Consider the following 26,577-nt stretch of genomic DNA (forward strand, 5'->3'; position numbering starts at 1 on the left):
AAATTATTAAACTCGCAAGAATCGACGTACGGACACCAAACTTCCCCAAATCCCGATGAATGCACCAATCGCCAGCAAAGCCAACGCAACTTGATACACGAGCGGGAATAGCGGCAACAGTTTAAACAGTTGGGAAGCTTCAAAACTGGAGTGAATGGCATCTAGGAGGTAGTAATACCCAACCATTAACATAATGGTCGGAATCAATGCCCCTGCCACACCCATCATGAGCCCTTCCACAAAGAATGGCCAACGGATAAACCAGTTCGTGGCACCAACCAGCTTCATGATTTCAATCTCTCTGCGACGTGCCACAATTGTCAGCTTAATCGTGTTGGCAATCAAGAACATCGCGGTAAAACCAAGTCCAATAATAAAGGCAATCCCGACATTACGAACTGCTCCTGTCAAGGAAAACAGTTTGTCCACAGTGCCTTCCCCGTAGGTTAGGCTTTTGACATACTGGATATTTTTAATTTGAGCAGCAACAGCAGCAGTGTCTTGCGGTTGCTTCGTTTTTACGGTAAACGCATCTGGCAGAGGATTGCTTTCCTCCAATCCTTCAAACAAATACGCTTTTTCACCAAGGCTCTCTTTAAATTTCTTTAGTCCTTCGTCTTTCGGAACAAATGACACAGACTCCACTTGCGGAAGCTTCTTGATGTTGTTCTCAACCTGTGTGATGTTTTCTTTTGTCGCCAGCAAGTCCATGAAGACGCGGATTTCTACCTGCTTTTCCACGGTTTGCGCAAAGTAATTGACGTTCATCGCCAGAATGAGGAAAACTCCCAAGATAAAGAGAGTAATGGTCACGGCACTAATTGAAGCGAACGACATCCAGCCATTCCGCCCGAGGTTTTTGACCCCTTCACGGACATGGCGCCCCAGCGTCCTAATCTTCATAACCGTATTCCCCTCTCTGCTCATCACGGGCAATTTGGCCTGCTTCGATCGCAACCACCCGTTTTCTCATGGTGTTTACAATTTCTCTATTGTGGGTAGCCATAACGACTGTCGTTCCACGCTGATTAATTTCTTCAAAAAGCTTCATGATTTCCCAAGAGGTCTCTGGGTCCAGGTTCCCCGTTGGCTCGTCCGCGATAATAATTCCTGGACTATTCACCAATGCGCGCGCCAAGGCAACCCGTTGCTGCTCACCACCAGACAGCTCGCTTGGTAGCATTTTGGCTTTATGCTTGAGCTTTACGAGACCCAAAACATCCATCACGCGCGGCTTGATTTGTTTCGGATTGCTCTCGATTACTTCCATCGCAAATGCGACATTTTCGAAAACGGTTAACGTCGGCAGCAGCTTGAAGTCTTGGAACACAACACCGATACTGCGGCGGACTAATGGTATTTGGCGCTCTTTGATTCTGCTGACATTGAAGCCACCCAAAAAGATTTGTCCTTTCGTCGGCTTCTCTTCACGGTACATCAATTTGATAAACGTAGATTTACCCGCACCACTGGGGCCTACTACGTACACAAATTCACCTTTCTCAATCCGAATGTTGATACCTTTTAAAGCATTGGTTCCATTCGGGTATGTTTTCCATACATCGAACATTTCGATCAAGCCAATCACATCCTACTTCGTCAGATCCTTGTCTATGTATCTTGATCCTGATTTTTTGTTAACGGTAAATCGACAAAACCCCTCTACCCACTAGCAAGCGCTGCCATACCTTGCTGAAAAACAGCGGGATTTCCCATCTTATCTATTATACCACCACGATTCACGGATGGTATCCACTAAATCTCTCATTTCTTGTCGAAACAGCTTCGATTGTTAACAACTGTCACGAATTAGGGAGATAATAAAATTGCACATTCCCGCCTAGCATCATAGAAAACAGTTGGCTACAATGAGTGTGATAAGAGGTCATCATAAAAAAGGAGCTGGTTATCAACGTGGAAAATTTTGTTTACCATAACCCGACACAGCTGATTTTTGGACGGGGTCAATTGGCCCAGCTCGAGGAAAAAGCAAGACTGCTAGGTCCCACCGTTCTTTTGGTATATGGTGGTGGCAGTATAAAGCGAACTGGTCTCTACGACAAAGTGATTTTTCTTCTCCAGTCTGCGGGCTGCCGCGTGCATGAGTTGCCCGGAGTGGAGCCAAATCCACGTCTGAGTACCGTGAACAAAGGAATTGAGTTATGCCGCCAAGAGGGTGTCAATTGGATACTCGCTGTAGGTGGTGGTAGTGTAATCGACGCGGCCAAAGCAGTCGCGATTGGTGTGCCTTACGAGGGAGATGTTTGGGATTTTTATACGCGCAAAGCGGTCGCACAAGGGGCTCTGCCCCTCGGTACCGTACTGACACTTGCCGCTACTGGTTCTGAAATGAATCGGGGAAGTGTCATCACCAACTGGGAGACACAAGAAAAGCATGGAGCTGGCACAACGTTTCCGGCGTTTTCGATTCTGGATCCTGAGCATACGTTTAGCGTACCTCGCGACCAAACGATCTACGGAATCAGCGACATTTTGTCCCATGTATTCGAGCAGTATTTCACGCATACAGCCGAAATTCCACTGCAAACACGTTTTGCCGAGTCGATCTTGAAGACCGTCATCGAAAATGCAGAACGCGTCCTCACTAATCCGGAAGACTACGATGCCCGCGCCAACATCCTGTACTGCGGAACAATGGCATTGAACGGCACTCTCCCGGTTGGCGTCACAACAGACTGGGCAACCCACTCCATTGAGCATGCTGTCAGTGCTGTTTACGACATCCCGCACGGTGGCGGTCTGGCAATCATCTTCCCAAAATGGATGCGCTATGTGTACCGTGAAAACGTCGCTCGCTTTGTGCGGTTCGCGACAGAGGTATGGAATATCGATCCTTCCGGTAAGTCAGACGATGAGATCGCCTTGGAAGGGATCGCCGCTACGGAAGCTTTCTTTGCGCGTATCGGTGCCCCTACCCGATTGGCTGATTACGACATCACCGACGAGCACTTGCAGCTCATGGCCGAAAAAGCTACTCCGTTTGGACCGATCGGCCAGTTTAAAACATTGACGAGTGACGATGTGGCACAGATTCTTCGCATGTCTTTGTAAACACAAACAAACGCCGTATTCCAGAATGGGAGTACGACGTTTGTTACCTTTTTTTCCGAATAACATTTCCGCATAACAGCACCAACGGTACACCGATGCTATAGGTAACATCATAGAATGGCCAGTACTTCGCAATGATGTCGCCATAGACAACCATATTGGGCGAGAAAATCGTAGACATTACCATGAGCAAAACGATGTACGGAAGGATGAGAACCCTGAAGTTGTCGATTCGAAAGACGTGACGGATCCCCAAATGAAAAAACAGGCAATACAATGTAATTTTGACGCTCACCGCGATAAACCAGATCACCGCGATAATCGCCTCTAGCCGCTGAATGAAATCCCCGAGCTTTAGCTGTTTGATGAGAACATAGGTTGGATAAAAATGCCGCGAAGTCTGTTCTGCCCCCAAAACAAGGATGCACATCAGCATGATGATGAACAACACAATGCCTCCAAGCAACGTCCCCAGAAAAAAGGATCTCATTCGTTTTTGGATGGGCGAGACAAATGGAAGAACCGCCATAAAAACGACCAGCTCTGAAAAAGGAAAGGCAATTGCCGCTGTAGAACCCTGCAAAATTGGCTTCCACCCATTTTCAAATACAGGTTGAATTCTCGACATGTCCGCTTGCGGCAGAAGAGTAATCATGAGTAAACCAAAAAAGAAAAAGAACCAGACAAAATAGATTTCTGCCGATTCTGCGACTGTTTGCAGTCCCAAACTCACACCAAACATAATTACAATGACAAACAATAGCTGTATCGCGAATCTTGGAGTCGAGACTAATAGATGCGTGCCAACAAAGTCGCCGATTTCCATCACATGCGCCCCTGCTGAAAACAGCGTATAACAAATAAACGAGAGGGTAATGATCGTTCCTAATACTCTCCCCACGGTTTGATCAACGAAGGTAAAGAAGCTCTGATTCCGATAAAGCTTCCCCACGGCTATAAGTAAGACAATATTGAGCAGTCCCACCACAAGCCCGATCAGGACGGATATCCACGCATCCTGTTTAGCGAGTGTAGCCGTCATGCCAGGCAGGACGAGAACGGAATCCCCAATGGTAACAAGGGTGACGAGCATCAATAGTTGCCGGGGACTGATCTTGTAGCTCTCTTGCATGATTGCTCCCTGCTCTCTTTAGGCCTTCGATCCCTTTATACAATTATTTCCTCCACGAATCGGCGCTAAACACGTAGGCATTTCATGCTATGATAAAGAAATATATGTAAAATGGATGGGAGGACTGCAACCATGTACAAAGTAAAAAAGCAGGACGTAATTTATGCCATGTCTCCTGAAAATCGGCCGGTCTTGAAGGTAGAAGCAGGCAGTATCGTAACGTTTGAAACCTGCGATTGCTTCGAGGACCAAATCCAATCGGCTGACACAATGTTTCAAGAGCTTGATTGGAATCGGATCAACCCTGCTTCCGGCCCTATTTATATAGAAGGAACAGAACCAGGCGATATTTTGGTTGTTCATATTCAGAAAATTAAGATTAAAAATCAAGGCGTAATGGTTACAGGGCCGGAACTGGGTGTAATGGGTTTCGATCTGCAAGAAAATGTGATCAAAATGATTCCGATACAAGATGGAAAAGCTGTCTTGTCGGACAAGCTTCAGGTTCCGATCAGTCCTATGATTGGCGTAATTGGAACAGCTCCTGCCAAAGAAGCCATTTCATGCGGTACGCCAGGCGATCACGGCGGTAACATGGACTGCAAGCAAATGCGCGAAGGTACTACATTGCTTTTACCCGTAAATGTTCCCGGCGCATTGTTTGCCCTAGGTGACCTTCATGCTGCAATGGCTGACGGTGAAGTTGCTGTATGTGGTGTGGAAATCGCAGGGGAAGTAACCGTAAAGCTCGATGTGATAAAAGGAAAACAGTGGCCGTTACCGATGGCAGTCAACCAGGAGCATTTGATCACGATTGCGTCGGAAAAAGAGCTGGACAAGGCTGCGGATCGAGCGGTCATCAACATGGTACAATTTCTACACGAAGAGCTCGGCGTAGAAAAGGCCGAAGCCACCTTCCTGCTCTCCGCTGCGGGAGATTTGCGCATCTGTCAGGTAGTCGATCCTTTAAAGACAGCCCGTATGGAGTTGCCTCTCGCGTACGCAACCGCAGTTGGCTTTGATTCGAAAATAGTCGGTAGATAAGGATAGAACGCAAAAAAACCCCAAAGCTATGGGGTTTTTCCTTTTTATACATGTACGTTTTTATGCAGGTGAACCAACATCGATCAGGGATTCAATCATAACCTTTTGACTGTTTTTGTCCACCCAAGCATGTGTTTCTACTAGTTGCTTGCGGTACCAATCGATTTGGACTTCTACCTGATTACGAGCGGTCCCACCCAGCACGTTGCGCGCATTGACGACGGTCTCAACAGCTAGAGCTTCATACACATCTGCTCCAATAGCCTCTGAGAAGCTCTGGAATTCCTCCAAGGTCAGATCGAGAAGATATTTTTGCTGCTCGATGCAGTACAAAACGGTTCTCCCTACTACTTCATGCGCCTGACGGAACGGCATGTCTTTGCGAACCAAGTAATCAGCCAAGTCTGTCGCATTGGAAAAATCGTTGGTAACTGCTTGACGCATACGATCTGCTTTGACTTGCATCGTTTTAATCATCGGCGTGAGCAACGCTAGCGCACCATGAATGGTAGCTACCGTATCAAACATGCCCTCTTTATCTTCTTGCATGTCCTTGTTGTACGCCAGCGGCAAGCCTTTCAATACGGTTAACAATCCAAACAGATTGCCGTAAACACGCCCTGTTTTTCCGCGAACTAGCTCTGCCACATCAGGATTTTTCTTTTGCGGCATAATACTAGACCCCGTGCAAAAAGCATCGTCTAGCTCCACAAAGGAAAATTCCTGACTGCTCCAGATGACGAGCTCTTCGCACAGACGGGAAAGATGAGTCATGACCAAAGAAGCGTCTGCCAAAAATTCGACAATGAAATCACGATCACTCACGGCATCCATGCTGTTTTGATAGATACCGTCAAATTGCAGCAATTCCGCTACAAATGTGCGGTCGATCGGGAATGTCGTACCTGCGAGAGCACCTGCTCCAAGCGGCAACACATTCACACGCTTCCACGTCTCGGTCATCCGTTCGATATCGCGTTGCAGCATGGACACATACGCCATCAGGTGATAGCCAAACAATACCGGTTGCGCACGTTGCAAATGTGTATAGCCTGGCATGACGGTATCGAGATGCTGGCCTGCTTGTTCTAACAATGCCTCTTGCAAATACATCGCCAATTGGATAATCTCCATCAGCTTTTCTCTGAGGTACAGGTGCATATCCAAAGCAACCTGATCATTGCGGCTGCGTCCAGTATGGAGTTTGCCCCCCACCGGACCGATCTCTTCAATCAGCATCTTTTCAATATTCATGTGCACATCTTCGTGCGCAACGAGAAACTCCGCTTGCCCGCGCTCAATTTTCTCTTTTACTTTTTTCAAGCCAGCAATGATCTGTCTTACTTCCTCCATCGGCAGGATGCCACACTTGCCCAACATGGCAACATGAGCCAGGCTTCCAACGATGTCCTGTCGCCACATTTTCTGGTCGAAAGAAATAGAAGCGGTATACTCTTCTACGAGTTGATTTGTCGGCTTCGTGAAGCGTCCTCCCCAGAGTTTCATTGCTTGATCGCATCCTTTTCATCCAAAATCTTAATGGCCGTGTTTTTATTCTCGTGCAGTACACCCTCGTTTACCTGTGCGTATACCTTTGTTGGCAGACCCCACAGCTTGATGAAACCGAGTGCTGCTTTGTGGTCGAATTGGTCACCTGCATTGTAAGTCGCCAGCTCATGGCTGTAGAGAGACGATGCAGAGGTACGGCCTACAACGATCGCATGTCCTTTGTGCAGCTTCACGCGTACGACACCCGTTACGTGTTTTTGTGTTTCTTCAATGAATGCCTGGACAGCATTGCGAATTGGCGAAAACCAAAGACCCTCGTAAATCACTTGCGCCAGTTTTTGCTCGACAATCGGTTTGAATTGAGCGACCTCACGTGGTTGGGTCAAGAATTCCAGCTCACGGTGCGCCAAAATCAAAGTAGTCGCAGCTGGTGTCTCGTAAACTTCGCGAGATTTGATGCCGACTAAACGGTTTTCCACATGGTCGATACGGCCTACACCATGGTTTCCAGCAATCTTGTTCAGCTTCAGAATCAGCTCAGCCAGTGGGAGCTCTTCGCCGTTCAATGCAGTTGGCTTCCCTTGCACGAAGGTGATTTCGATTTCTTCTGCTTCGTCTGGAGCATCCATGATCGACTTCGTCAGATCGTATGCACCTTCTGGAGGAGCAGCCCATGGATCCTCCAGAACACCGCACTCGCAGCTTCTGCCCCACAGGTTTTGGTCAATGCTGTATGGATTGTCCAGATCGATTGGGATCGGAATATTGTTCTTTTTCGCATATTCGATCTCTTCGTCACGCGTCCAGCCCCATTCACGAACCGGCGCCACGATTTTGATATCCGGGTTCAGTGCTGTAAAGGAAACATCGAAACGTACCTGGTCGTTTCCTTTTCCTGTGCAACCGTGTGCGACAGCTACCGCGCCTTCTTTTTCCGCGATTTCAACCAGCACGCGCGAAATCAGGTAACGCGACAGTGCAGACACTAGCGGATATTTCCCTTCGTACATCGCGTTTGCCTTCAGAGCTGGCAACACGAATTCCTCTGCGAATGCATCTTTTGCATCCACTACGATTGATTTCAATGCGCCTACCTGCAATGCTTTTTTCTGTACGAAATCGAGGTCTTTCCCTTCCCCTACATCCAATGCAACTGCAATGACATCGTAGTTATACGTATCTTGCAGCCATTTAATTGCTACCGATGTATCTAAACCGCCTGAATAGGCTAACACAATTTTTTCTTTTGCCATCATTCTCTCTCCCCGTTTCGAAGTTTCTCTTATGCGAGTAATTATACAAACGAACTAATAAAAATACAACTATTTTTCTTGTGAATTTCTTGTTAATTCGCATTCAAAGACGAATACGCAATGAAAATATACACTTCTCGTATAAAGAGTGTCTTGTTTTTATGCATACTCATCATCTGTTTATGCATAAACGTTTTCGTGATCAAAAGGGAAACTTATCCTGGGCAACGAATGAGTGAATGGAGGAATTCCATAGGAGAAGTCTGTTGGAGGGATTATGAAAACAATTTATTTGGTACGTCATTGTCAGGCTGCTGGCCAAGAACCCGAAGCCTTGCTCACGGAAAAGGGAGAAGTACAAGCTCGGGAGCTTGCCACCTTCTTCGCTGGTTCCCCCATTGATCGAATCATTTCGAGTCCGTATCATCGGGCGGTTGCTACCATCCAGCCACTTGCACGGGAACGCGGAATCGTGGTTGAAGAAGACACGCGCTTGGTCGAGCGTGTCCTTAGCGGAGTACCACGTGAGGATTGGTTCGAGCGACTCCGCGATACGTTCGATGACTTGACTCTTAAGCTTGAAGGAGGCGAATCCAGTCTTACTGCTATCAACCGGGCAAATTCGCTGCTCACTGAGATTTTGGCAGACGAGCATAAAAACATTGTGCTTGTTAGTCACGGATGCCTACTGGCCTTGCTCATGAAAACAATAGATAATCGCTTTGGCTTTCACGATTGGGAGAAATTAAGCAATCCAGATGTCTTCAAGCTTACCTGCCATTTAGAAACCAGAGAGCTCGTCCGCATATGGTCGTAAACGAATAAAAACAGTTACAAGGGGCAGCTCATCTGATTGCCTCCTGTAACTGTTTTTGTGGGATGGACTCTATTCCGATAATGCTCTGTAATTCATCGCACGGCAGTCGCTGAACGATTCTGATAAAATGCTCCGCCAATATCGGATCAAATTGGGTACCGGAGCCCCTTTTGATTTCTTGAAGCGCTTCCTCCACAGGCAAGCCTTTTCGATAAGGCCTGTCCGCAACCATCGCATCGAAAGCGTCTGAAATCGCTAAAATTCTCGCCATCAGCGGAATCTCATCCCCGGCTAAACCATCCGGATAGCCCCTTCCATCTATACGCTCATGATGCGAGCGGATCGCCGGAAGCAATTCATTGAACATCCCTGCTTGCAAAATGATTTCGTAGCCAATGACCGTGTGCTGCTTGATCTTGTCATACTCTTCTGGAGTGAGCTTTCCTTTTTTATTGAGAATTTCGTCTTCGATGCCAATTTTTCCAATGTCGTGCAGGATTCCCCCGATATAAACATCCTCCACTTTTCGTTCGGCCAAACCAATATCTCTCGCAATTTCTCTTCCCCAGTAAGCTACACGCTGAGAATGTCCACTTGTGTATCGATCTCGTGCGTCAATGGAAGCAGCCATCGTCGTTAAGAAGTTGTGATTGAATGATTTGACCTCTTCCACTTTTTGTTGAAGCCTTTGAAGATTGTCATAGTAATGATGAAAAACGTAGCTGATCGTAATAAACGCAATCATCATAGGAATTAGTGTTAACGGACCATATAACTCTACTAATCGTGAACCTACCCCGGCAAGAATTAAAAGCAACAAGTAAGTCGAAGTAAAGCCTTTTGCCATCATCTTTACGGTTCGCGCCCAGGTCATTTGATGAAAATAGGAGATACCCAATCCACATAAAGTCAGGTTCACAAACCAATACACAACAGCCAAAAACAAATCACTAATAATGGGAGAAACAGTTCCGAAGCCCTCGATCCAATCCTTCAAAAACGCTACTGTCCATATAGTCATTAACAACTGCCCAATGTTAATAATAGCTTTTAGCGGATTAAACCTTACCAGGAAAGCAATGATTAAAGATTCAATAACAGCAGCCCATACTCCGACCCAGACTCCGTACAACAAGATACCCGAAAAGATTACAGCATTGTTCACTGTTAAAATCGTATTAGATATACGCACGGGAGCAAAACAAGAAAAAATGGTCAGGAGGGTGTAGGTAGATAATACCCCCCAATGCTCACGAGCAGCCCATTCAGATGAAGATGTGTAAAAAATATAGATTGCTGCAATGACAAATCCAACCTGGACAACAATCCCTTTTATCCAAACCGCAAAATCAGTTTTTTGTCGCATAACTTTTACCTTCGCGAAGTTGTAGTAATGAAATCGGTTTATTCATCAATCGCTGAACAAGTAAAAAGGCACCTAACATAATAAAAATATCGCCGATGCTAATAATCCGCGGAATGAAAGATGGCATGTAAATGACATCCGTCAAAAACGGAAAATTCGAACTTTCCGTCAATACACTATGCTTGAAATTCGTTCCGTTTATAACAGGCTCTAAATCATAAGGAAGCTTTGCTGCTTGAACTAAATCGATTGGCATTTTTCCATTGTTAGACCAAATTGCAATCGCATTCAGAAACCAGCCGATTAAAAAAATCCGCATATCTTCAAATTCTCGATTAAAAACGAGGAAGGCCAAAATAAACACATACGCGATCGATATGAAAATGCCACCGATCGTAGGGAAGAAAACTGCACAAGACTGCAGCAATATGGTAACGATAAGAAGTTTCATTTGGTTGAACTTAGGTAATTCTTTGATTCTTCCCCCTCGCAGCAATGCTACGAGAAAAGATAGGGCAATTACATCCAATAGCATGTTGTTTCCTCCAAGCTTGAAGAAAAAACACCACTCAGCCAAGCGGTGTTTGTTTCTCCGATACGCTTATTTATCCAATATGGAAGTTTGCAGAAGTAGCTGCTACGATTGCTACCACCATCATAATTGCCGCGAACCATTTTTTCATTTTCTTTTCCCCTCCTTCAAGCATAGTGGAGAAAGCTGGCTTCGCTACTGTCCGTGATGCAGAGGCCAAGCGACCAAGTACAGCCCCTGCTCCCCTTTCCTTTTCCATTACGGAAAAGGTTGGATTCGCTACTGGCTCCATACGGACCAAGCGACCAGATACAGTCCGTACTTCTTCGCTTCTTTCCTACCTTTATTTTACACATAAGTGACAAAATTCGGCAATCATAGATTCATAGTCTATTCGATTTAATTGCAGATAGTTCTATTTAACTAGAACTATGTTCACACCAGCGCCGCCAAGATCGCTTTTTGTGCGTGCAATCTATTTTCAGCCTGATCAAAAATGACAGAGCGCGATCCGTCGATGACCCCGGTTGTCACTTCCTCCCCACGATGTGCTGGCAAGCAGTGCAAGAAGAGATAATCACGGTCTGCCGCTGCTACCAATTTTTCGTTCACTTGATAGTCGGCAAATGCTTTCAATCGCACCTCATTTTCTTCTTCAAAACCCATACTAGTCCAAACGTCCGTGTATACAGCATCTGCCCCCATGACAGCCTCTATCGGATCAGTGGTCACCATCATTTTTCCACCGCTTTGTTTCGCGTACCCTGTAGCTTTTGCGACAATGGTTGTATCCATTTCGTAGCCTACCGGAGTCGCCACCCGCACATCGAGGCCTAGCAGAGCTGCGCCCAGCACCAGTGAGTTCGCCACGTTATTGCCGTCTCCTACATAGGCGAGCTTGATTCCTTTCAGCTTGCCCTTATGCTCCCAGATCGTCAGCAGATCGGCCAAAGCCTGACAAGGATGGTACAGATCGGTCAAACCATTGATAATGGGGATCGACGCGTGCAGAGCAAGCTCTTCTACATAGGAGTGGGAAAAGGTACGAATCATGATGGCATCCACGTACCGAGAGAGAACTTTTGCTGTGTCGCTGATCGGCTCCCCGCGTCCGAGCTGTAGCTCTTTTCCGCTCATGAACATCCCCAGGCCGCCCAACTGGTGCATCCCTACTTCAAAGGAGACGCGCGTGCGGGTCGAAGCCTTGTCAAAGATCATTCCCAATGTCTTGCCTTGCAAAGGCTGAAATGGCTGACCCAGCTTTTGCAATTGCTTGACGTGAGCAGACAGATGGAGCAGCTCCATCAGTTCTTCCCCGTTGAATTCATCGACGCGCAGGAAGTCCTTTCCTTTATGCTTTTGTAACGGCAAGTTTTGAAAGTGTTCCAATATCTTCACTGGCTGCATGCGAGCCACCTCTTTTCTTCAAAATAGACTTCACGTATAACTCGAACGTATCGACAGCGGAGAACAATGGCACACCCTGTTGTACCATCCTGCTTCGCAGGGCAAATCCTGTCCGGCCCTGACGATTGCCTTTCGTCGCAGTAACGAGAGCGAAGGCCGCTTCTTCCTTTTGCAACAGCTCGATCCACGCCGCTTCATCTGCCACGATATGCTTCACGACAATTTCTTTGGCTGCCAGCCACTCGGCCGTTCCCGGAGTAGCCGCCAGTTTCGCTCCGTCATCGTGGAGTCGCCCCAGCAGCTCTCTTACAGCTTCCTGCTTATCTCCATCTGCCAGAGAAATCATGACCAACTGACCTTTTTGCCAGTCACCGTACAAATTGTCCTTGAAAGCAAAGGCTTTGCCTGCTGCCTCTTCGAAAGAATGCCCCAAGCCAAGAACTTCGCCCGTCGATTTCATCTCTGGACCAAGTACCGGGTCTACACCGTTTAGCTTGATCGTGGAGAAAACCGGCGCCTTGACGACTGCAAACGGAATCTCTGGCAATAGCCCTGTACCGTAACCCATCTCCGACAGCTTTTCACCCAATTGTGCGCGAACCGCCAGTTGAACCATCGGGATGCCAGTCACTTTGCTTGTAATCGGTACGGTCCGTGATGCCCGTGGATTTACCTCCAGTACATAAACCGTTTCCCCATCAATGACGAACTGGATATTGATTAATCCGACCGCTTCCATTTCCTTCGCGATTGCTTCGGTATAGCTCGCGATTTTGTGCTTGATGTCATCCGTCAGATGAGGAGCTGGGAACAAGGCTACACTGTCGCCTGAGTGGATGCCCGCTCTCTCCACATGCTGGAAAATTCCTGGGATGATAACAGATTGTCCGTCGCATACCGCGTCTACTTCTGCTTCCTTGCCTGGAACGTATTTATCCACAAGGAGCGGGAAAAACATGCTCATTTCCGGATGGTTCAACCAGTCGTAAAAGGTAGCTTGCAGCTCGTCGATATTGTGGACAACTACCATACCTTGCCCGCCGATGACGTACGAAGGTCGCATCAAAACAGGGAAACCGATCTCCTCCGCTATCGCGGTTGCATCCTCCAAGGACGATACTCCTTTACCGGGGATATGCGGAATGTCCAGCTTGCGCAGCATGGCGTAGAACAGCTCGCGGTCCTCCGCGCGTTCGATTGCGGTAAGCGACGTACCCATTACTTTCAGCCCCGCGTTCTCCAGCTTGGCTGCCAAATTGATCGCAGTTTGACCACCGAACTGAACCATGACGCCCTCAACCTGTTCGCGTTCTGCAATATGCAGCACGTCTTCTACGTGAAGCGGTTCAAAATAAAGATGGTCGGCTGTTTCATAGTCAGTGCTGACCGTCTCTGGGTTGTTGTTTACAACGACTGCTGCAATACCGCTTGCCTGAAGTGCTTTGGCAGCATGCACAGAGCAATAGTCAAATTCGATTCCCTGACCAATGCGTATAGGACCTGAGCCAAGTACCAGAACTTTGCGGCCAGACAGTGACTCGACCTCATCTATTCCTTGCCAATCCGAATAGTAGTAAGGGGTTTGGGCATCAAATTCTGCCGCACAAGTGTCCACGATTTTATAAGTAGGCGTAATGCCTGATTCTTGACGAAGTGATTTGATTTCAGCAGGTGTAGCACCAACCAGTGTAGCGATGGTTTCATCGGCAAACCCGCGACGCTTTGCTTCCAACAACAGCTCTGGGTTTAGTGTTTTGCTGTCGTGGCAAGACAGCTCTACTTCCAAGTCCACGATTTTACGCAAGCTCCGCAAGAAAAACGGATCGACACCAGTCAGATTGTGTAGCTCACTTTCTGTAAAGCCTTTGCGAATCGCCTCGGCAAAAACAAATAGTCTGATATCCGTCGCGTCCTGCAAGGATTGGGCAAGCTCCTCACGCGTCCATGCTGCCAGCTCTGGTCGAGTCAAATGAGTGCAGCCCTGTTCCAAAGAACGAACTGCCTTCAAAAGTCCTGCTTCCAGATTGCGGGCGATCGACATGACCTCGCCAGTCGCTTTCATTTGCGTCCCCAGCTTGCGGTCTGCCAGTGGAAATTTGTCAAACGGGAAGCGCGGGATTTTGACAACGATGTAGTCCAACGCTGGTTCAAAGCTAGCGTACGTGTAGCCCGTGATTGGATTGAGTACTTCGTCCAGCCCGTAGCCCAATGCGAGCTTGGCTGCGATCCGTGCGATTGGATAGCCTGTTGCTTTGGACGCCAACGCACTGGACCGACTGACACGAGGATTTACTTCGATCAGCACATACCGATCAGAATGCGGATCGAGCGCAAATTGAATATTGCAACCGCCAACTACCCCAAGCGAACGAATCACTTTCGTTGATACGCTGCGCAGCATTTGGTACTGACGATCTGTCAGCGTCTGAGAAGGCGCAACGACAATACTGTCTCCCGTATGAATACCTACCGGGTCCAAATTTTCCATATTGCACACGATTATGCAGGTATCATTTGCGTCCCTCATGACCTCGTATTCGATTTCCTTCCAGCCTTTTACGCTGCGCTCAATCAGTACCTGACCGATTGGGCTAGCTGCAATCCCACCGGCTGCAACCTTTCGCAAGGATGCTTCATCCCCCGCGATCCCGCCACCTGCTCCTCCGAGTGTATAAGCAGGACGGACAATCACTGGATAGCCGATAGCGTTCGCAAACTCGATTGCTGCCTCTACAGATTCGACTGTATCGCTCTCTGGAACAGGCTCTCCGATTTGTTGCATCAATTGCTTGAACAGCTCACGGTCTTCCCCGTTTTGAATGGCAGCCAGCGGCGTACCCAGCAGCTCCACGCTATACTTTTCCAGCACGCCCGCTTCTGCCAGCGAAACAGCAAGATTAAGTCCCGTTTGGCCGCCTAATGTAGGCAAGAGACCATCGGGACGCTCTTTTGCGATAATAGCTGTCACAGATTCCACCGTGAGCGGCTCCAGATATACTTTGTCCGCTACTTGTTCATCTGTCATGATCGTTGCCGGATTGTTATTTACCAGCACGACCTGCACGCCAGCTTCTTTTAGTGAAAGGCAAGCCTGAGCACCTGCATAATCAAACTCCGCTGCCTGCCCAATGACGATCGGGCCAGAACCGATGACCAATACTTTATGAATGTGTGGCAATTTAGGCATATCTCTTCGCTCCTACTACGCGCATCGACTGCAAGAATTGGTGGAAAATGTGGGATGTATCACTCGGACCCGGATGTGCCTCCGGATGAAACTGCACACTGAAAACAGGCAGACTGATGTGACGCAATCCTTCGACTGAACCGTCATTGACATTACGGTAGGAAACCGTTAACTGGCGTTTATCCAGAGACTCTTCCTTGACCACGTACCCGTGATTTTGTGAACTCATATATACTTTGCCAGTCATCAGATCCTTGACCGGATGGTTGCTACCGCGGTGACCGTATGCGAGCTTCTCTGTCTTGCCGCCGTACATTAGCGCCAATACTTGATGCCCCAAACAAATACCCAATGTCGGGTACTGCTCCACAGCTTTGCGCCATTCGCTGCAATACGCAAGTAAGTGCTCCGGATCGCCAGGCCCATTGGAAAACAACAAGCCGTCTGGTGCGAGAGCATTGATTTGAGCAAAACTCGTATCAAAAGGAACGACCGTAACACGGCAGCCTTGCTGGAGAAGGGCATCCAAAATCGATTGCTTCATGCCAAGGTCAATCAAGACGACATGCTCCCCTGTTCCGGGATAACGCTCCACCTGTTGTCTGGATACGTTGGCAACTAATGATTTCTTGGCGTGCTTGTAGCGCAGGGACACCACTTCCTCTACCTGCATAGGCTGATCGGAAATAACACCGAATACGGTACCGTCTTGACGGACGCGCTTGGTAATCGTTCGCGTATCAATCCCCGCAAGGATCGGGAATCCAAATGCTTCTGCGGCTTGGGCCAAAGTCATGTTTGATTCGTAATGACTTGGCTCCGTGCATAGCTCGCTGACAATCATCCCTGTCAATGCTGGCTTGGCTGCTTCATAATCCTTTTCGTTGATCCCGTAGTTTCCGATCAAGGGATACGTGAAGGTAACGATTTGCCCTGCAAAGGAAGGGTCGGTCATCACCTCTTGGTATCCCGTCATTCCTGTATGAAAAACCACTTCTCCGAATCCGTTAATGGGTGCGCCATACAGCTTTCCTGTAAAAACCTCGCCGCTCTCCAGCGTTAAATACCCTGTTCCTAACGATTGTTTCTCTCTATCCATCTATGAAGCCACTCCTCTCCAATGGGCGCCGGCCTGATTGCTCTTACCGAAAATTTATGCAACCTTTTGTATTAATATACATTTGGGATTATAAAAATGCAACGAGTTTTTTGACCACTTCCACTCGTTGCATTCTTTGCTTTTTCATCTAAACCTGCGACAGTGCCTCGCTTAATACTGTAATGGCCTGCTTTACTTCCTCGTCGGTCGTTACAAACGAAGGCAAGAGTCTCACTACTTGTGGGCCAGCCATCAGCAGAATGACTCCTTTTTCCCGTGCATACGCAACCGGCTCACCAGCAGGAATCGTTAGCTCCACACCGAGAAGCAACCCTTTTCCCCGAACCGTAACCACTTTGTCTGGATGCTCCGCCTTGAGCCTCTCCAGCTCTTTGATCAATACGTCATGGATATGAGCTACCCGCTCCAAGATCTGCTCCTCTTCCATCGTCGTAAGCGTCGCGATCCCAGCAGTTGCTGCCAATGGATTCCCGCCAAAAGTGGTACCATGTGTACCCGGAGCAAATGCTTCTGCTACTTCCTTGGTCGCGACGACCGCTCCAATCGGGAAACCACTTCCCAAGCCTTTTGCCAATGAAATCGCATCTGGCTTCACGTCATAGTGCTGGAAGGCAAACCATGTACCCGTGCGACCAATCCCAGTCTGAATCTCATCGATTAACAGGAGCAATCCGTGCGCATCGCACAATTCACGCAGCGCCTTCACCCACGCCTCTTCTGCCGGATGCACGCCGCCCTCTCCCTGTACCAGCTCCAGCATGATCGCGCATGTCTTGTCTGTAATGGCTGACTTGACCGCATCAAGGTCGTTGTAAGGAACCGTGACAAATCCTTGCGGCAGTGGTGCGAAGCCGTCCTTCACCTTTTCCTGCCCAGTAGCCGTCAGGGTGGCCAATGTCCGCCCATGAAAAGACTGTTCAAAGCTGATGATTTCGTAACGATCGGTCCCTTTTATTTTTTGTGCATAGCGACGGGCGAGCTTGATCAAGCCCTCATTCGCCTCTGCTCCACTGTTGCAGAAAAAAGCCTGATCCAGTCCAGACAGACGACTCAGCTTTTCCGCCAAAATCTCTTGCTGAGGAACATGCACTAGATTCGAGCAATGCCACAACGTATCGAGCTGCTCGTGCAGCTTTGCCGTTACTTTTGGCGGGACATGCCCTAACGAGGTCACGGCAATTCCCGAGGTAAAATCGAGATATTGCCTGCCTTGATTATCCCACACCTGGTTTCCTTGTCCTTTTACCAAACTGATTGGCCATCTCGCATAGTTATTCATGAGATGCACAGGCGCTGTTGTTGTATGCATATTCATTTCCCTCCTCATCCTAAGCGTAATTGACATTCATACGGACTGTTGTCCCAACTGCCTGCCCCGCACAAACACCGAGCAGATCTTCAGCGGTTCCCCGGCAGATGACAACCTGCTCCACGCCTTGTCCGAGAGCGTCGAGAGCTGCCTGAACCTTCGGAATCATTCCGCCAGTAATAATTTCTTCCCGAATCATTTCCTGTATCTCTTCTGCACTTGTGGCTGACACTACTGCCTTGGTTCCGTCTGGCTGTGGCTGCATAATGCCCGGAACGTCTGTCACCATGATCAGTTTTTCGGCGCTAAGTGCTGCTGCAATCGCCCCTGCGGCTACATCCGCATTGACGTTATATGTCTCTGTGCCATCTTCACTAACAGAAAGGGGAGCAATCACCGGGACGAAGCCCTGCTCAAGAATCGCTTTCGGAATAGTCGTATCCGCCTTCTTGATTTCTCCTACCCACCCGAGTGGCTTCGGCGTTTTTGTTGCCAAAAGGGTCTGACCATCGATTCCACTAACTCCCCAAGCCTTGGCTCCTGCCTGCGTCAGTCTTTTTACCAGCGCCTTGTTGATACTGCCGCATAAGACCATCTCTACAACACGCAGCGTGTCCTCGCAGGTAACACGCAGCCCATCCACAAATTGCGGAGTGATCTGAACTCGATCGAGCATACTGTTAATGGCAGGTCCGCCCCCATGGACGATGACGATCTCTTGTCCTTGCACCTGCAGTCCGGCAATCGCCTGAAAGAAGGAGTCAGGCAGCTGATCCATGGTGCTTCCGCCACATTTGATCACGACAATTCCTTGCATCTGCTCTCCTCCTCTACGGGTACACAGGTACGAGCGGCAAGCCCGTTTTCTCAGGCAAATCAAACATGACATTCATGTTTTGTACAGCTTGACCGGCTGCGCCCTTCATCATGTTATCGATTACCGACAGCAAGATCACACGCTTCGTACGCTGATCAACATGAATTGCGATATCGCAGTAATTGGAGCCATAAACTTCTTTCGTATGTGGGTGACTGCCTGCGGGACGTACACGCACAAAAGGCTTATCCGCATAAGTAGCTTCATATAGCTCCTGGATTTGCGCTTGAGTGACATCAGCCGTTAGCTGTCCGTAAGCCGTGACTAAAATCCCGCGCGTCATCGGCACCAGATGCGGCGTAAATTGAACCAGCGTCTCTTCCCCGCTCTGTTTTTGCAGCTCCTGTTCAATCTCTGGTGTATGCTGATGACTCGCAACTTTATAAGCATGGATGCTTTCATTAATCTCGCTGTAATGAACCCCTAGCGATACTCCACGTCCAGCGCCGGACACACCTGATTTGGCATCGACGATCCAACTGTTAGACTGTACCCAACCTGTCTTCATCAGCGGAAGCAAGGCGAGGAGCGTAGCAGTGGGATAGCAGCCAGGATTCGCGATAAGACTCGCACCCGCCACTTGCTCTTGATTCCACTCGGTTAAACCATAAACCGCCGCTTCTACCCATTGGGACGGGGCCGGCTCATGTTTGTACCACGTTTTGTAGACCGCACCGTTTACCAGACGAAAATCCCCGGATAAATCAATAACCTTCACGCCTTTTTCGACCAACTTGGGGGACAGCGTGCTACTTACTCCCGCAGGTGTAGCAAGGAAGATCAAATCGTTCACACCGCTCATGCTGTCTGCATCAATTGGTGACAATGTGGGCAACCCGAGCCCAGCTACATGTGGAAACGATTTTTCCAAGCCATCTCCTTCAGATGAACTTGAATATAAACTGGCAATCTCAACATGCGGATGCCCAGCCAAAAGACGGATCAACTCCGCGCCACCATACCCCGTTGCTCCAACAATCCCGACCCGAACCATGCTCTCTCCCCTTTATTCCTATCTGTATTTTTATACATGAATAATAATAAAAATCCATATAGAATACAACAGAAAAACTTTTTTACGTCCAAAGAAAAAAGCACCCGATTGCTCGAGCGCTGGTTTGTTGCCCTGTTTACTTTTTGTCCGCTAACCATGCAGCGATGTTTTCTGCATCTTTTCCTTTGACGAGACCCGGAGGCATTGCTCCTTTTCCTTTTTCCAAAATGGCCAGGATCTGTTCCTTGTTCAACTCACTACCGATCTTTTGCAAGTTCGGTCCAACTGCCCCTTCCAACGTCTGTCCGTGGCAGCCTGAACAAGTATTTTTGAACGTGGATTCTGCAGTTGCTGCATCATAGCTGCCGGATGGCGTTGTCGAAGGTGTTTCTGTTGCTGGTGTTTCTGTTGCTGGTGTTTCTGTCGCTGGTTTTTCACCTGCCGGCGTTTCTGTCGCAGGTTGTTGTGCTGGTTGTTGTGCTGGCGGCTGTGTTTGCTTACTGGTACCACAGGCACTTAGCGAGAATGCGAGTACAGCCGCTGTCAAAACGAGTGGAATACGTTTCAAGGCTGTTCCCTCCTTTATTCGGATTTCTTCGCTAAGTATGCCTCCAACTACCACTTCTCATTCTTACTACAGCCATTTAGGACAAAGGAAATTCCAACGGACTCCATTCACGTAACTCCAACATCCGCGCGCCTTCCACGACAACTGGATCAGCCTCAGCTAATTTGCGGGCTTCTTCCAGAGAATCCGCTTTGTAAATGACCAATCCGCCAAGCTTATCTGTAAAGGGTCCTGCCATGACCACTTTTCCCTGCTTGTACAAATCATTGATATACGAAAGATGCGCAGGTCTTACTTGAGCATTTAACTCTTGATTCACGATTGGCAAAAATGCGACATACAACATGACAGTTTCTCTCCTTTTTCATGACCTTGTTCTTTTCAGAAGTATAACATAATTATGAATACGGACTTTGGTCTAGTAGGATTTTTCCTTTCTACAGCGAACGATTCAAAGGTAGCAAGTAGCAACAGAGAGGCGGATAGGTATGGACACGCAGATACAGTTATATACATCTCTCTTCCACAACAATCCTGACGCTGTTTTCATGTTCGACATGCAGGGCAGATTCACAGGCGTAAACGCTGCTGGTGAAGCATTGGTAGGATTCACCTCTCAAGAATTGCTGCGTATGCAAATTTGGGAAATCCTCGCTTCTACTGAGGGTCTTGATAGTAAGAAACAACAACAAATCCTCTCCACAGGAATCAGAAAAAATAAGCATTATCAATTGCTCCATAAAAACGGGCAGGTTGTGGATATTATCGCTTCCAGCTTTCCCATTTTTCAAAACGGCGAAATCATCAGCCGTTATTCCATTGCCAGAAACATCACGCAGCAGAAGAAAATGGAAGAGGTTCTTCATCAGATGCAAGAGAACTTTCGGTTAATATCCGAAAACATTATGGATTTGATTTTTATTGTAAATGTGGACGGAATGATTACCTACGCTTCCCCTTCTGTTCAGGCGGTAACTGGTCTCACGATTGATCAAGTGATCAACCAGCATTTTTCGATCTTGATTCATCCTGAACAAGTAACCAACGCCAAGAGCGATTTTGCTCAAATGTTGAAGCAGAAGACCACGCTCGACGCCGAGTACCATTACCTGCACCCAGACGGTAGAATGTTGCTTTTCGATGTGAAGGGGACACCTGACGTTTGTTCAAACGGTCATATTCTCAGCACGGTTTTTGTGGCACGTGATATTACAGAACGTCGGCAATCAGAAGAATTGCTTCGTTACTCTGACAAGCTTTCCGTTTTAGGAGAGCTTGCCGCAGGTATCGCCCATGAAATTCGCAATCCGCTTACGGCCTTGAAAGGGTTTATTCAACTCATGGAAGGGGACGAGTTCGCCAATCAGCAATACCTGCAAATTATGCGATCCGAAATCGACCGGATTACTTCGATTACCAGTGAGCTTTTAATAATGGCCAAGCCGCAAACGTTGCGATTTGCTCCCAACGGCCTTTTGCCATTGCTTTCGTCTGTCATTAAGCTTTTGGAGCCGCAGGCACTTCTTAAAAATGTATCCATTCTCACTGATTTTCCGCAGGTCACGTCCCTCATATTGTGTGAGGAATATCAAATCAAGCAAGTCTTCATAAACATCATAAAAAACGGCATGGAAGCCATGCCGTTAGGTGGAAATCTCACAATCAGGGTTGTAGAGCGCCCTTCTGATGTGATCATCCGAATCAGCGATCAAGGACAGGGCATCCCTGCCGAGCTTCTTCCCCGATTAGGAGAGCTTTTTTATAGTACAAAAGAAACAGGAACTGGCCTGGGGTTAATGGTAAGCACAAAAATTATTCGCGATCACGGCGGTACCATCAACATCGCCAGCGATGTCGGCAAAGGAACCACCGTATCGATCTCCATACCAAAAGCCTTGAAGCCTACTGTTTCGTTTAACGATTAATCTGCGCGCGCAGATAGGCATCGATAAACGAATCAATTTCACCATCCATGACTGCTTGAACGTTCCCTACCTCCATATTCGTCCGGTGGTCTTTTACCAGACTGTATGGGTGGAAGACATAGGAACGTATTTGGCTGCCCCATGCAATATCTTTTTGTTCACCTTGAATCGCGGCCAACGTTTTCTCTTGTTCTTCCCGTTTCTTCTCAAACAGTCGTGCCGTCAACATCTTCATCGCACGCTCTCGGTTTTTAATCTGGGAGCGTTCTGTTTGACACGTCACCACAATTCCAGAAGGCAAGTGAGTAATCCTTACAGCGGAGTCAGTCGTGTTGATATGCTGACCACCCGCACCACTGGAACGATACGTATCGACTTTCAGGTCCTCAGTACGTATGTCTACCACGTTATCGTCTTCGATCTCCGGCAGGACGTTGCAAGACACAAACGATGTGTGTCGACGTCCAGAGGCATCAAACGGAGATATCCGCACAAGACGATGAACCCCTTTTTCTGATTTGAGGTAGCCATACGCATTGTAGCCCTTAATCAGGAGAGTGACACTTTTTACACCGGCTTCATCGCCAGGCAAATAGTCCAATGTTTCGACCTTGAAGCCCTTGGCATCCCCCCAACGTGTATACATACGTAGAAGCATGGACGCCCAATCCTGGGACTCCGTACCACCCGCTCCCGGATGCAGCTCCAGAATGGCGTTGTTTTTGTCGTATTCATCACTCAAAAGCAATTCCAGCTCAAAGCTCTCAAATGACTTCCGCAGCTCCTGCGTACTGTCATACAGATCTGGAATGAGGGAGGAATCCCCTTCTTCGATGACGAGTTCCAACATTACCTGGAGATCCTCGTACTGGGAATCCAGCTTGGCCATCGTCTCCACGAGGCTTTTGATTGCATTCAGTTCACTGATTGTCTTCTGCGCTGCATCGTTGTCATCCCAAAAATCGGGTGCCAGCATGCGCTCTTCCAGTTCACCGATTCGTTCCTGTTTTACTGGGAGGTCAAAGAGACCCCCTGATATCCGCTAAACGCTTAGCCATGCTAGACATCTCTTGTTTGATGTCCGCAATATCGATTAATGCCATGTTGCGAATCACCTTCTCTTTACGTAAGCTATGTTTTATTGTAACGTAATTTGCCGGATGCGCAAATACGGCAGCTTGTCACGTTTAGAAAAGGGACTTCGCCGCTACTTTTTTTACGTTACCACCGGTGGTGATGGCGAGGATCTCAGGTCTCGGATTTCATGTAGTTGTTTATTTTCCGCCTGTGGGGCAGCAACCAGATTGAGATGGGTACGCCGAGCTTCACTTGCTTTTTGCTGGTATGCTTGCTTGATGATAGCTTGTCGCTTCCAGTTGTGTGTTTTTCGATAGGTTTTGGCTAGCGGACTTTCACGCGTTCGATCCACCATTCCACTCGGCGGTGCGATCAAGACCTCATTCCAATTCGGCTCCGGAATTTCCTCCATCAATCGCTTGTCCTCAAAGACTGGGTCTTGCGCTGAGATGACTCTCGGTAATTCGATTCCCTCCTCCTTTTCAATGAGCTGTACTTTTTTATTTTCTTTTCCTGTCTTTAGGACTGCTTTTAAAGTAACGGAAATGCGCTCCATCGTATTCTTCGTTTGTATCCCCATCACGTTCACTGACGTTCTCATTTGTTCATTCCCCCGTCTTCGTGAATTTTTGGTAAAAGTGTTGTACTTACGATTCTATTTATTTTTCAGATAATTACCACCTGAATCGTTCGATCACATTTACCAGTGTTAGACAAATAGATCGTTAATATCAGACGAGGAAGAATAGATGAGGACGAATACTGTCAAGGCATTAGGAATGGGCAAGAAAAAAACATTCCCCTCGTACCGAATTTGCCGATACGAGAAGAATGTTCTGTTATTGCTTATTGTTTCTTATTTTGGCGTTTGCGTTCCTGCTCCTGAGCGCGACGCTGTGCACGGTTTTTCGGATCAGCATCACCGGAGGTCTCCGGATCTGGACGATCAGATGGTCCGGAGGTTTGCAAGTTGTCCATATCGATTCCTTGACCGCGAATGACATCTTGACGCTCCAGGTTTTGGCTGACTTCGGCCTTCATGATATACATAGCGACTTCTTCCTGAACAGCAGCCAGCATTCCTTGATACATTTCGTATCCTTCGAACTGGTACTCACGAAGCGGATCGTTTTGTGCGTAGGCGCGCAGGTGAATCCCTTGACGCAACTGATCCATTGCATCGATGTGATCCATCCACTTGCTGTCGACAGCACGCAGAATAACGACTTTTTCAAACTCGCGAATCGATTCGCCGATTTCTTCTTCACGCTGTTTGTACTGCTTATCGACTTCTGCTTTCAACAGCTCGAGAATTTCCTCTGCTTCCATGCCTTTCAGCATTTTAGCCGTAATCGTTTCTTCATAGAGGAATCCATTGTTGGCAGCATCGGCCAATGCTTGCAGATCCCAATCCTCTGGTACCTCTTCTTTTGGGCAATGCAGGGACACTGCACGCTCCATTACTGCGTAGATCATATTCAAAGCAACATCGCTGAGGTTTTCGTGTTCCAGGATGTCTTTACGCTGTTTGTAGACAACCAGACGCTGCTGATTCATCACGTCGTCGTACTGGAGAACGCCTTTACGTGCATCGAAGTTCGATCCCTCTACACGCTTCTGCGCGGATTCTACCGCACGAGTAACCAGGCGGCTCTCGATCGGCATATCCTCTTCCATACCCAAACGATCCATCATATTCATGATATTGTCCGCACCGAAACGACGCATGAGCTCATCTTGCATCGAGAGGAAGAACTGGGATGAACCCGGGTCCCCCTGACGACCGGCACGACCGCGCAGCTGATTGTCAATCCGACGGCTCTCGTGGCGTTCTGTACCGATAATATGAAGACCGCCCAGCTCCGCAACACCTTCGCCAAGCTGAATGTCCGTACCACGACCCGCCATGTTTGTGGCAATGGTAACCGCTCCGTACACACCTGCACGTGCGACAATTTCTGCCTCGCGCTCATGCTGCTTCGCGTTCAATACGTTATGCGGTACGCCTTTTTGCTTCAGCATTTGGGACAAGCGCTCCGAGTTTTCGATGGAAATGGTACCTACCAGGATCGGTTGGCCCTTTTTGTGACGCTCCACAATGTCGTTTACAACCGCACGATATTTAGCCGCCTCTGTTTTAAAAACAAGGTCAGGTGAATCGACACGCTGTACTGGCTTATTCGTTGGAATAACCACAACATCGAGACCGTAAATCTTTTTGAACTCTTCTTCTTCCGTCTTCGCTGTACCTGTCATACCCGCCAGCTTCTCATACATACGGAAGTAGTTTTGCAAGGTAATGGTCGCCAGTGTCATGCTCTCGCTCTGAACACGCAGACCTTCTTTGGCTTCAATCGCTTGATGCAAGCCATCGCTGTAACGACGTCCAACCATCAGACGGCCGGTGAACTCATCGACGATCACAACTTCGCCTTCCTGCACCACATAATCAACATCGCGCTTGAACAGCACTTGTGCTTTCAACGCCGCCGTAATGTGGTGGTTCAACGTGATATGTGCCGTATCGTACAGGTTGTCGATGTTGAATGCCTGTTCGACTTTGCTTACACCATCATCTGTGAGGTTGACGATTTTCAGCTTCTCATCGATTGTGAAATCTTTTTCTTCTTCCAAGCGCTTCACAAAATGCGAGCAGATGTAATACAGCTCTGTCGATTTGTTAGCAGAACCGGAGATGATCAACGGCGTACGTGCTTCGTCAATCAAAATGCTGTCCACCTCGTCGATGATAGCGAAGAAGAGTGGACGTTGCACCATTTGTTCCTTGTACAGAACCATATTGTCACGCAAGTAATCGAAGCCAAACTCATTGTTCGTACCATACGTAATATCACATGCGTATGCTTCCCGCTTTTCTTCTGGGTTCAGTCCATTCTTGTTCAAACCGACTGTCAGCCCGAGGAAGTTATACAGTTTACCCATGATGCTCGAGTCACGCTCAGCCAAGTATTCGTTCACGGTAACGACGTGGACGCCTTTTCCCATCAGGGCATTCAGGTATGTCGCCAGTGTCGCAACCAGCGTTTTACCTTCCCCCGTCTTCATCTCGGAGATACGACCTTCCTGAAGCACCATACCACCAATCATCTGGACGTCGAAGTGACGCATGCCCAGTACACGGATCGACGCTTCACGTACGACGGCAAACGCTTCATTCAAAATTTTGTCCAGCTCTTCACCATTTGCCAAGCGAGCCTTAAACTCAGCTGTCTTCTCCCGCAATTGGTCATCCGAGAGTGCCTTAATCGTTGGTTCCAGTGCGTTGATACTTTCTACACGCTTAAACATTTTCTTTACTTCGCGTTCATTGCTATCGCCGAATATCTTTTTAACGAGTCCTAGCATGAGGACACCCCTTCCATATACT

23 protein-coding genes are annotated in these 26,577 nt (G+C 48.0%); 4 read left to right on the forward strand and 19 right to left on the reverse strand.

Annotation, left to right across the window (positions count from 1 at the left end):
- Positions 1-6: 6 nt before the first annotated feature.
- Complete coding sequence (gene ftsX, locus HP401_RS15180) at positions 7-903, reverse strand: permease-like cell division protein FtsX (RefSeq protein WP_173605592.1); 897 nt, start codon at positions 901-903, stop codon at positions 7-9.
- Complete coding sequence (gene ftsE / locus HP401_RS15185) at positions 893-1,579, reverse strand: cell division ATP-binding protein FtsE (RefSeq protein WP_015893511.1); 687 nt, start codon at positions 1,577-1,579, stop codon at positions 893-895. Before ftsE ends, ftsX begins: the two co-directional genes overlap by 11 nt.
- A gap of 335 nt (positions 1,580-1,914) precedes the next feature.
- Here ftsE and HP401_RS15190 point away from each other — a divergent pair, with 335 nt between their 5' ends.
- Positions 1,915-3,072 carry an iron-containing alcohol dehydrogenase gene (locus HP401_RS15190; RefSeq protein WP_173605593.1) on the forward strand — a complete coding sequence of 386 codons (1,158 nt, stop codon included), beginning with the start codon at positions 1,915-1,917 and terminating at the stop codon, positions 3,070-3,072.
- A gap of 43 nt (positions 3,073-3,115) precedes the next feature.
- Here the strand turns inward: HP401_RS15190 and HP401_RS15195 are convergent, their stop codons facing one another.
- A complete protein-coding gene (locus HP401_RS15195) occupies positions 3,116-4,204 on the reverse strand; it encodes a GerAB/ArcD/ProY family transporter (protein WP_173605594.1) in 1,089 nt (362 codons plus the stop codon).
- Positions 4,205-4,336: 132 nt separating this feature from the next.
- On the opposite strand from HP401_RS15195, the gene HP401_RS15200 reads away from it, so the two are divergent.
- Entirely contained in the window at positions 4,337-5,248 is a 912-nt protein-coding gene (locus HP401_RS15200) for an acetamidase/formamidase family protein (RefSeq protein ID WP_173605595.1), read from the forward strand.
- A 60-nt stretch (positions 5,249-5,308) separates the two neighbouring features.
- On the opposite strand, the gene argH is transcribed toward HP401_RS15200, so the two are convergent.
- Positions 5,309-6,754: an argininosuccinate lyase gene (gene argH, locus HP401_RS15205; RefSeq protein ID WP_173605596.1), complete on the reverse strand. Its 1,446-nt coding sequence runs from the start codon at positions 6,752-6,754 to the stop codon at positions 5,309-5,311.
- A complete protein-coding gene (locus tag HP401_RS15210; RefSeq protein WP_087341596.1) occupies positions 6,751-8,010 on the reverse strand; it encodes an argininosuccinate synthase in 1,260 nt (419 codons plus the stop codon). The genes argH and HP401_RS15210 overlap by 4 nt, the downstream gene beginning before the upstream one ends.
- Before the next feature lie 277 nt (positions 8,011-8,287).
- On the opposite strand from HP401_RS15210, the gene HP401_RS15215 reads away from it, so the two are divergent.
- On the forward strand, positions 8,288-8,827 hold the full coding sequence (locus HP401_RS15215; RefSeq protein WP_173605597.1) for a histidine phosphatase family protein: 540 nt from the start codon (positions 8,288-8,290) through the stop codon (positions 8,825-8,827).
- Positions 8,828-8,855: 28 nt separating this feature from the next.
- Here the strand turns inward: HP401_RS15215 and HP401_RS15220 are convergent, their stop codons facing one another.
- The 11 genes from HP401_RS15220 to HP401_RS15270 all read right to left on the reverse strand — a co-directional run bounded on the left by HP401_RS15220 (position 8,856) and on the right by HP401_RS15270 (position 20,533).
- Positions 8,856-10,193: an HD-GYP domain-containing protein gene (locus HP401_RS15220; RefSeq protein WP_015893521.1), complete on the reverse strand. Its 1,338-nt coding sequence runs from the start codon at positions 10,191-10,193 to the stop codon at positions 8,856-8,858.
- On the reverse strand, positions 10,177-10,728 hold the full coding sequence (locus HP401_RS15225) for a DUF5317 domain-containing protein (RefSeq protein WP_015893522.1): 552 nt from the start codon (positions 10,726-10,728) through the stop codon (positions 10,177-10,179). Before HP401_RS15225 ends, HP401_RS15220 begins: the two co-directional genes overlap by 17 nt.
- Positions 10,729-10,798: 70 nt before the next feature.
- On the reverse strand, positions 10,799-11,017 hold the full coding sequence (locus HP401_RS15230) for a hypothetical protein (RefSeq protein WP_173605598.1): 219 nt from the start codon (positions 11,015-11,017) through the stop codon (positions 10,799-10,801).
- Positions 11,018-11,160: 143 nt separating this feature from the next.
- A complete protein-coding gene (gene argF, locus HP401_RS15235; protein WP_041749681.1) occupies positions 11,161-12,132 on the reverse strand; it encodes an ornithine carbamoyltransferase in 972 nt (323 codons plus the stop codon).
- Complete coding sequence (carB, locus tag HP401_RS15240; protein WP_173605599.1) at positions 12,077-15,319, reverse strand: carbamoyl-phosphate synthase (glutamine-hydrolyzing) large subunit; 3,243 nt, start codon at positions 15,317-15,319, stop codon at positions 12,077-12,079. The genes argF and carB overlap by 56 nt, the downstream gene beginning before the upstream one ends.
- Positions 15,312-16,418, reverse strand: coding sequence for a carbamoyl phosphate synthase small subunit (locus tag HP401_RS15245; RefSeq protein WP_064200472.1), 1,107 nt, complete (start codon positions 16,416-16,418; stop codon positions 15,312-15,314). Before HP401_RS15245 ends, carB begins: the two co-directional genes overlap by 8 nt.
- A 148-nt stretch (positions 16,419-16,566) precedes the next feature.
- The gene (locus HP401_RS15250; RefSeq protein ID WP_173605600.1) at positions 16,567-17,748 is read right to left on the reverse strand and encodes an aspartate aminotransferase family protein; all 1,182 of its coding nucleotides are present in this window, start codon (positions 17,746-17,748) and stop codon (positions 16,567-16,569) included.
- Positions 17,749-17,767: 19 nt separating this feature from the next.
- A complete protein-coding gene (argB, locus tag HP401_RS15255) occupies positions 17,768-18,565 on the reverse strand; it encodes an acetylglutamate kinase (protein WP_173605601.1) in 798 nt (265 codons plus the stop codon).
- 13 nt (positions 18,566-18,578) lie between these two features.
- A complete protein-coding gene (argC, locus tag HP401_RS15260; protein ID WP_173605602.1) occupies positions 18,579-19,619 on the reverse strand; it encodes an N-acetyl-gamma-glutamyl-phosphate reductase in 1,041 nt (346 codons plus the stop codon).
- A gap of 136 nt (positions 19,620-19,755) precedes the next feature.
- Positions 19,756-20,187: a c-type cytochrome gene (locus HP401_RS15265; protein WP_173605603.1), complete on the reverse strand. Its 432-nt coding sequence runs from the start codon at positions 20,185-20,187 to the stop codon at positions 19,756-19,758.
- Positions 20,188-20,263: 76 nt separating this feature from the next.
- Positions 20,264-20,533, reverse strand: coding sequence for a YciI family protein (locus HP401_RS15270; RefSeq protein WP_173605604.1), 270 nt, complete (start codon positions 20,531-20,533; stop codon positions 20,264-20,266).
- A 142-nt stretch (positions 20,534-20,675) separates the two neighbouring features.
- On the opposite strand from HP401_RS15270, the gene HP401_RS15275 reads away from it, so the two are divergent.
- Positions 20,676-22,112, forward strand: coding sequence for a PAS domain-containing sensor histidine kinase (locus HP401_RS15275; protein ID WP_173605605.1), 1,437 nt, complete (start codon positions 20,676-20,678; stop codon positions 22,110-22,112).
- Here the strand turns inward: HP401_RS15275 and prfB are convergent.
- The 3 genes from prfB to secA all read right to left on the reverse strand — a co-directional run bounded on the left by prfB (position 22,102) and on the right by secA (position 26,555).
- A protein-coding gene (prfB, locus tag HP401_RS15280) for a peptide chain release factor 2 (protein ID WP_015893533.1) occupies positions 22,102-23,215 on the reverse strand; the annotation gives its coding sequence in 2 pieces (ribosomal slippage) (positions 22,102-23,133 and positions 23,135-23,215; 1,113 coding nt in all). The genes HP401_RS15275 and prfB overlap by 11 nt on opposite strands.
- A 113-nt stretch (positions 23,216-23,328) precedes the next feature.
- Entirely contained in the window at positions 23,329-23,790 is a 462-nt protein-coding gene (locus HP401_RS15285) for a hypothetical protein (protein ID WP_173605606.1), read from the reverse strand.
- 245 nt (positions 23,791-24,035) lie between these two features.
- Positions 24,036-26,555 carry a preprotein translocase subunit SecA gene (secA, locus tag HP401_RS15290; RefSeq protein WP_015893535.1) on the reverse strand — a complete coding sequence of 840 codons (2,520 nt, stop codon included), beginning with the start codon at positions 26,553-26,555 and terminating at the stop codon, positions 24,036-24,038.
- Positions 26,556-26,577 lie beyond the last annotated feature (22 nt).

Origin of the sequence: Brevibacillus sp. HB2.2, assembly GCF_013284275.1 — a bacterium.
GTDB lineage: Bacteria > Bacillota > Bacilli > Brevibacillales > Brevibacillaceae > Brevibacillus > Brevibacillus brevis_D.

Excerpts from the sequence above, each read along its gene's own strand:
- ftsX (WP_173605592.1), bottom strand. The coding sequence starts at position 903 with ATGAAGATTAGGACGCTGGGGCGCCATGTCCGTGAAGGGGTCAAAAAC.
- HP401_RS15195 (WP_173605594.1), bottom strand. The coding sequence starts at position 4,204 with ATGCAAGAGAGCTACAAGATCAGTCCCCGGCAACTATTGATGCTCGTC.
- HP401_RS15200 (WP_173605595.1), top strand. The coding sequence starts at position 4,337 with ATGTACAAAGTAAAAAAGCAGGACGTAATTTATGCCATGTCTCCTGAA.
- argH (WP_173605596.1), bottom strand. The coding sequence starts at position 6,754 with ATGAAACTCTGGGGAGGACGCTTCACGAAGCCGACAAATCAACTCGTA.
- HP401_RS15210 (WP_087341596.1), bottom strand. The coding sequence starts at position 8,010 with ATGGCAAAAGAAAAAATTGTGTTAGCCTATTCAGGCGGTTTAGATACA.
- HP401_RS15215 (WP_173605597.1), top strand. The coding sequence starts at position 8,288 with ATGAAAACAATTTATTTGGTACGTCATTGTCAGGCTGCTGGCCAAGAA.
- HP401_RS15220 (WP_015893521.1), bottom strand. The coding sequence starts at position 10,193 with ATGCGACAAAAAACTGATTTTGCGGTTTGGATAAAAGGGATTGTTGTC.
- HP401_RS15225 (WP_015893522.1), bottom strand. The coding sequence starts at position 10,728 with ATGCTATTGGATGTAATTGCCCTATCTTTTCTCGTAGCATTGCTGCGA.
- HP401_RS15230 (WP_173605598.1), bottom strand. The coding sequence starts at position 11,017 with ATGGAGCCAGTAGCGAATCCAACCTTTTCCGTAATGGAAAAGGAAAGG.
- argF (WP_041749681.1), bottom strand. The coding sequence starts at position 12,132 with ATGCAGCCAGTGAAGATATTGGAACACTTTCAAAACTTGCCGTTACAA.
- carB (WP_173605599.1), bottom strand. The coding sequence starts at position 15,319 with ATGCCTAAATTGCCACACATTCATAAAGTATTGGTCATCGGTTCTGGC.
- HP401_RS15245 (WP_064200472.1), bottom strand. The coding sequence starts at position 16,418 with ATGGATAGAGAGAAACAATCGTTAGGAACAGGGTATTTAACGCTGGAG.
- HP401_RS15250 (WP_173605600.1), bottom strand. The coding sequence starts at position 17,748 with ATGCATACAACAACAGCGCCTGTGCATCTCATGAATAACTATGCGAGA.
- argB (WP_173605601.1), bottom strand. The coding sequence starts at position 18,565 with ATGCAAGGAATTGTCGTGATCAAATGTGGCGGAAGCACCATGGATCAG.
- argC (WP_173605602.1), bottom strand. The coding sequence starts at position 19,619 with ATGGTTCGGGTCGGGATTGTTGGAGCAACGGGGTATGGTGGCGCGGAG.
- HP401_RS15270 (WP_173605604.1), bottom strand. The coding sequence starts at position 20,533 with ATGTTGTATGTCGCATTTTTGCCAATCGTGAATCAAGAGTTAAATGCT.
- HP401_RS15275 (WP_173605605.1), top strand. The coding sequence starts at position 20,676 with ATGGACACGCAGATACAGTTATATACATCTCTCTTCCACAACAATCCT.
- HP401_RS15285 (WP_173605606.1), bottom strand. The coding sequence starts at position 23,790 with ATGAGAACGTCAGTGAACGTGATGGGGATACAAACGAAGAATACGATG.
- secA (WP_015893535.1), bottom strand. The coding sequence starts at position 26,555 with ATGCTAGGACTCGTTAAAAAGATATTCGGCGATAGCAATGAACGCGAA.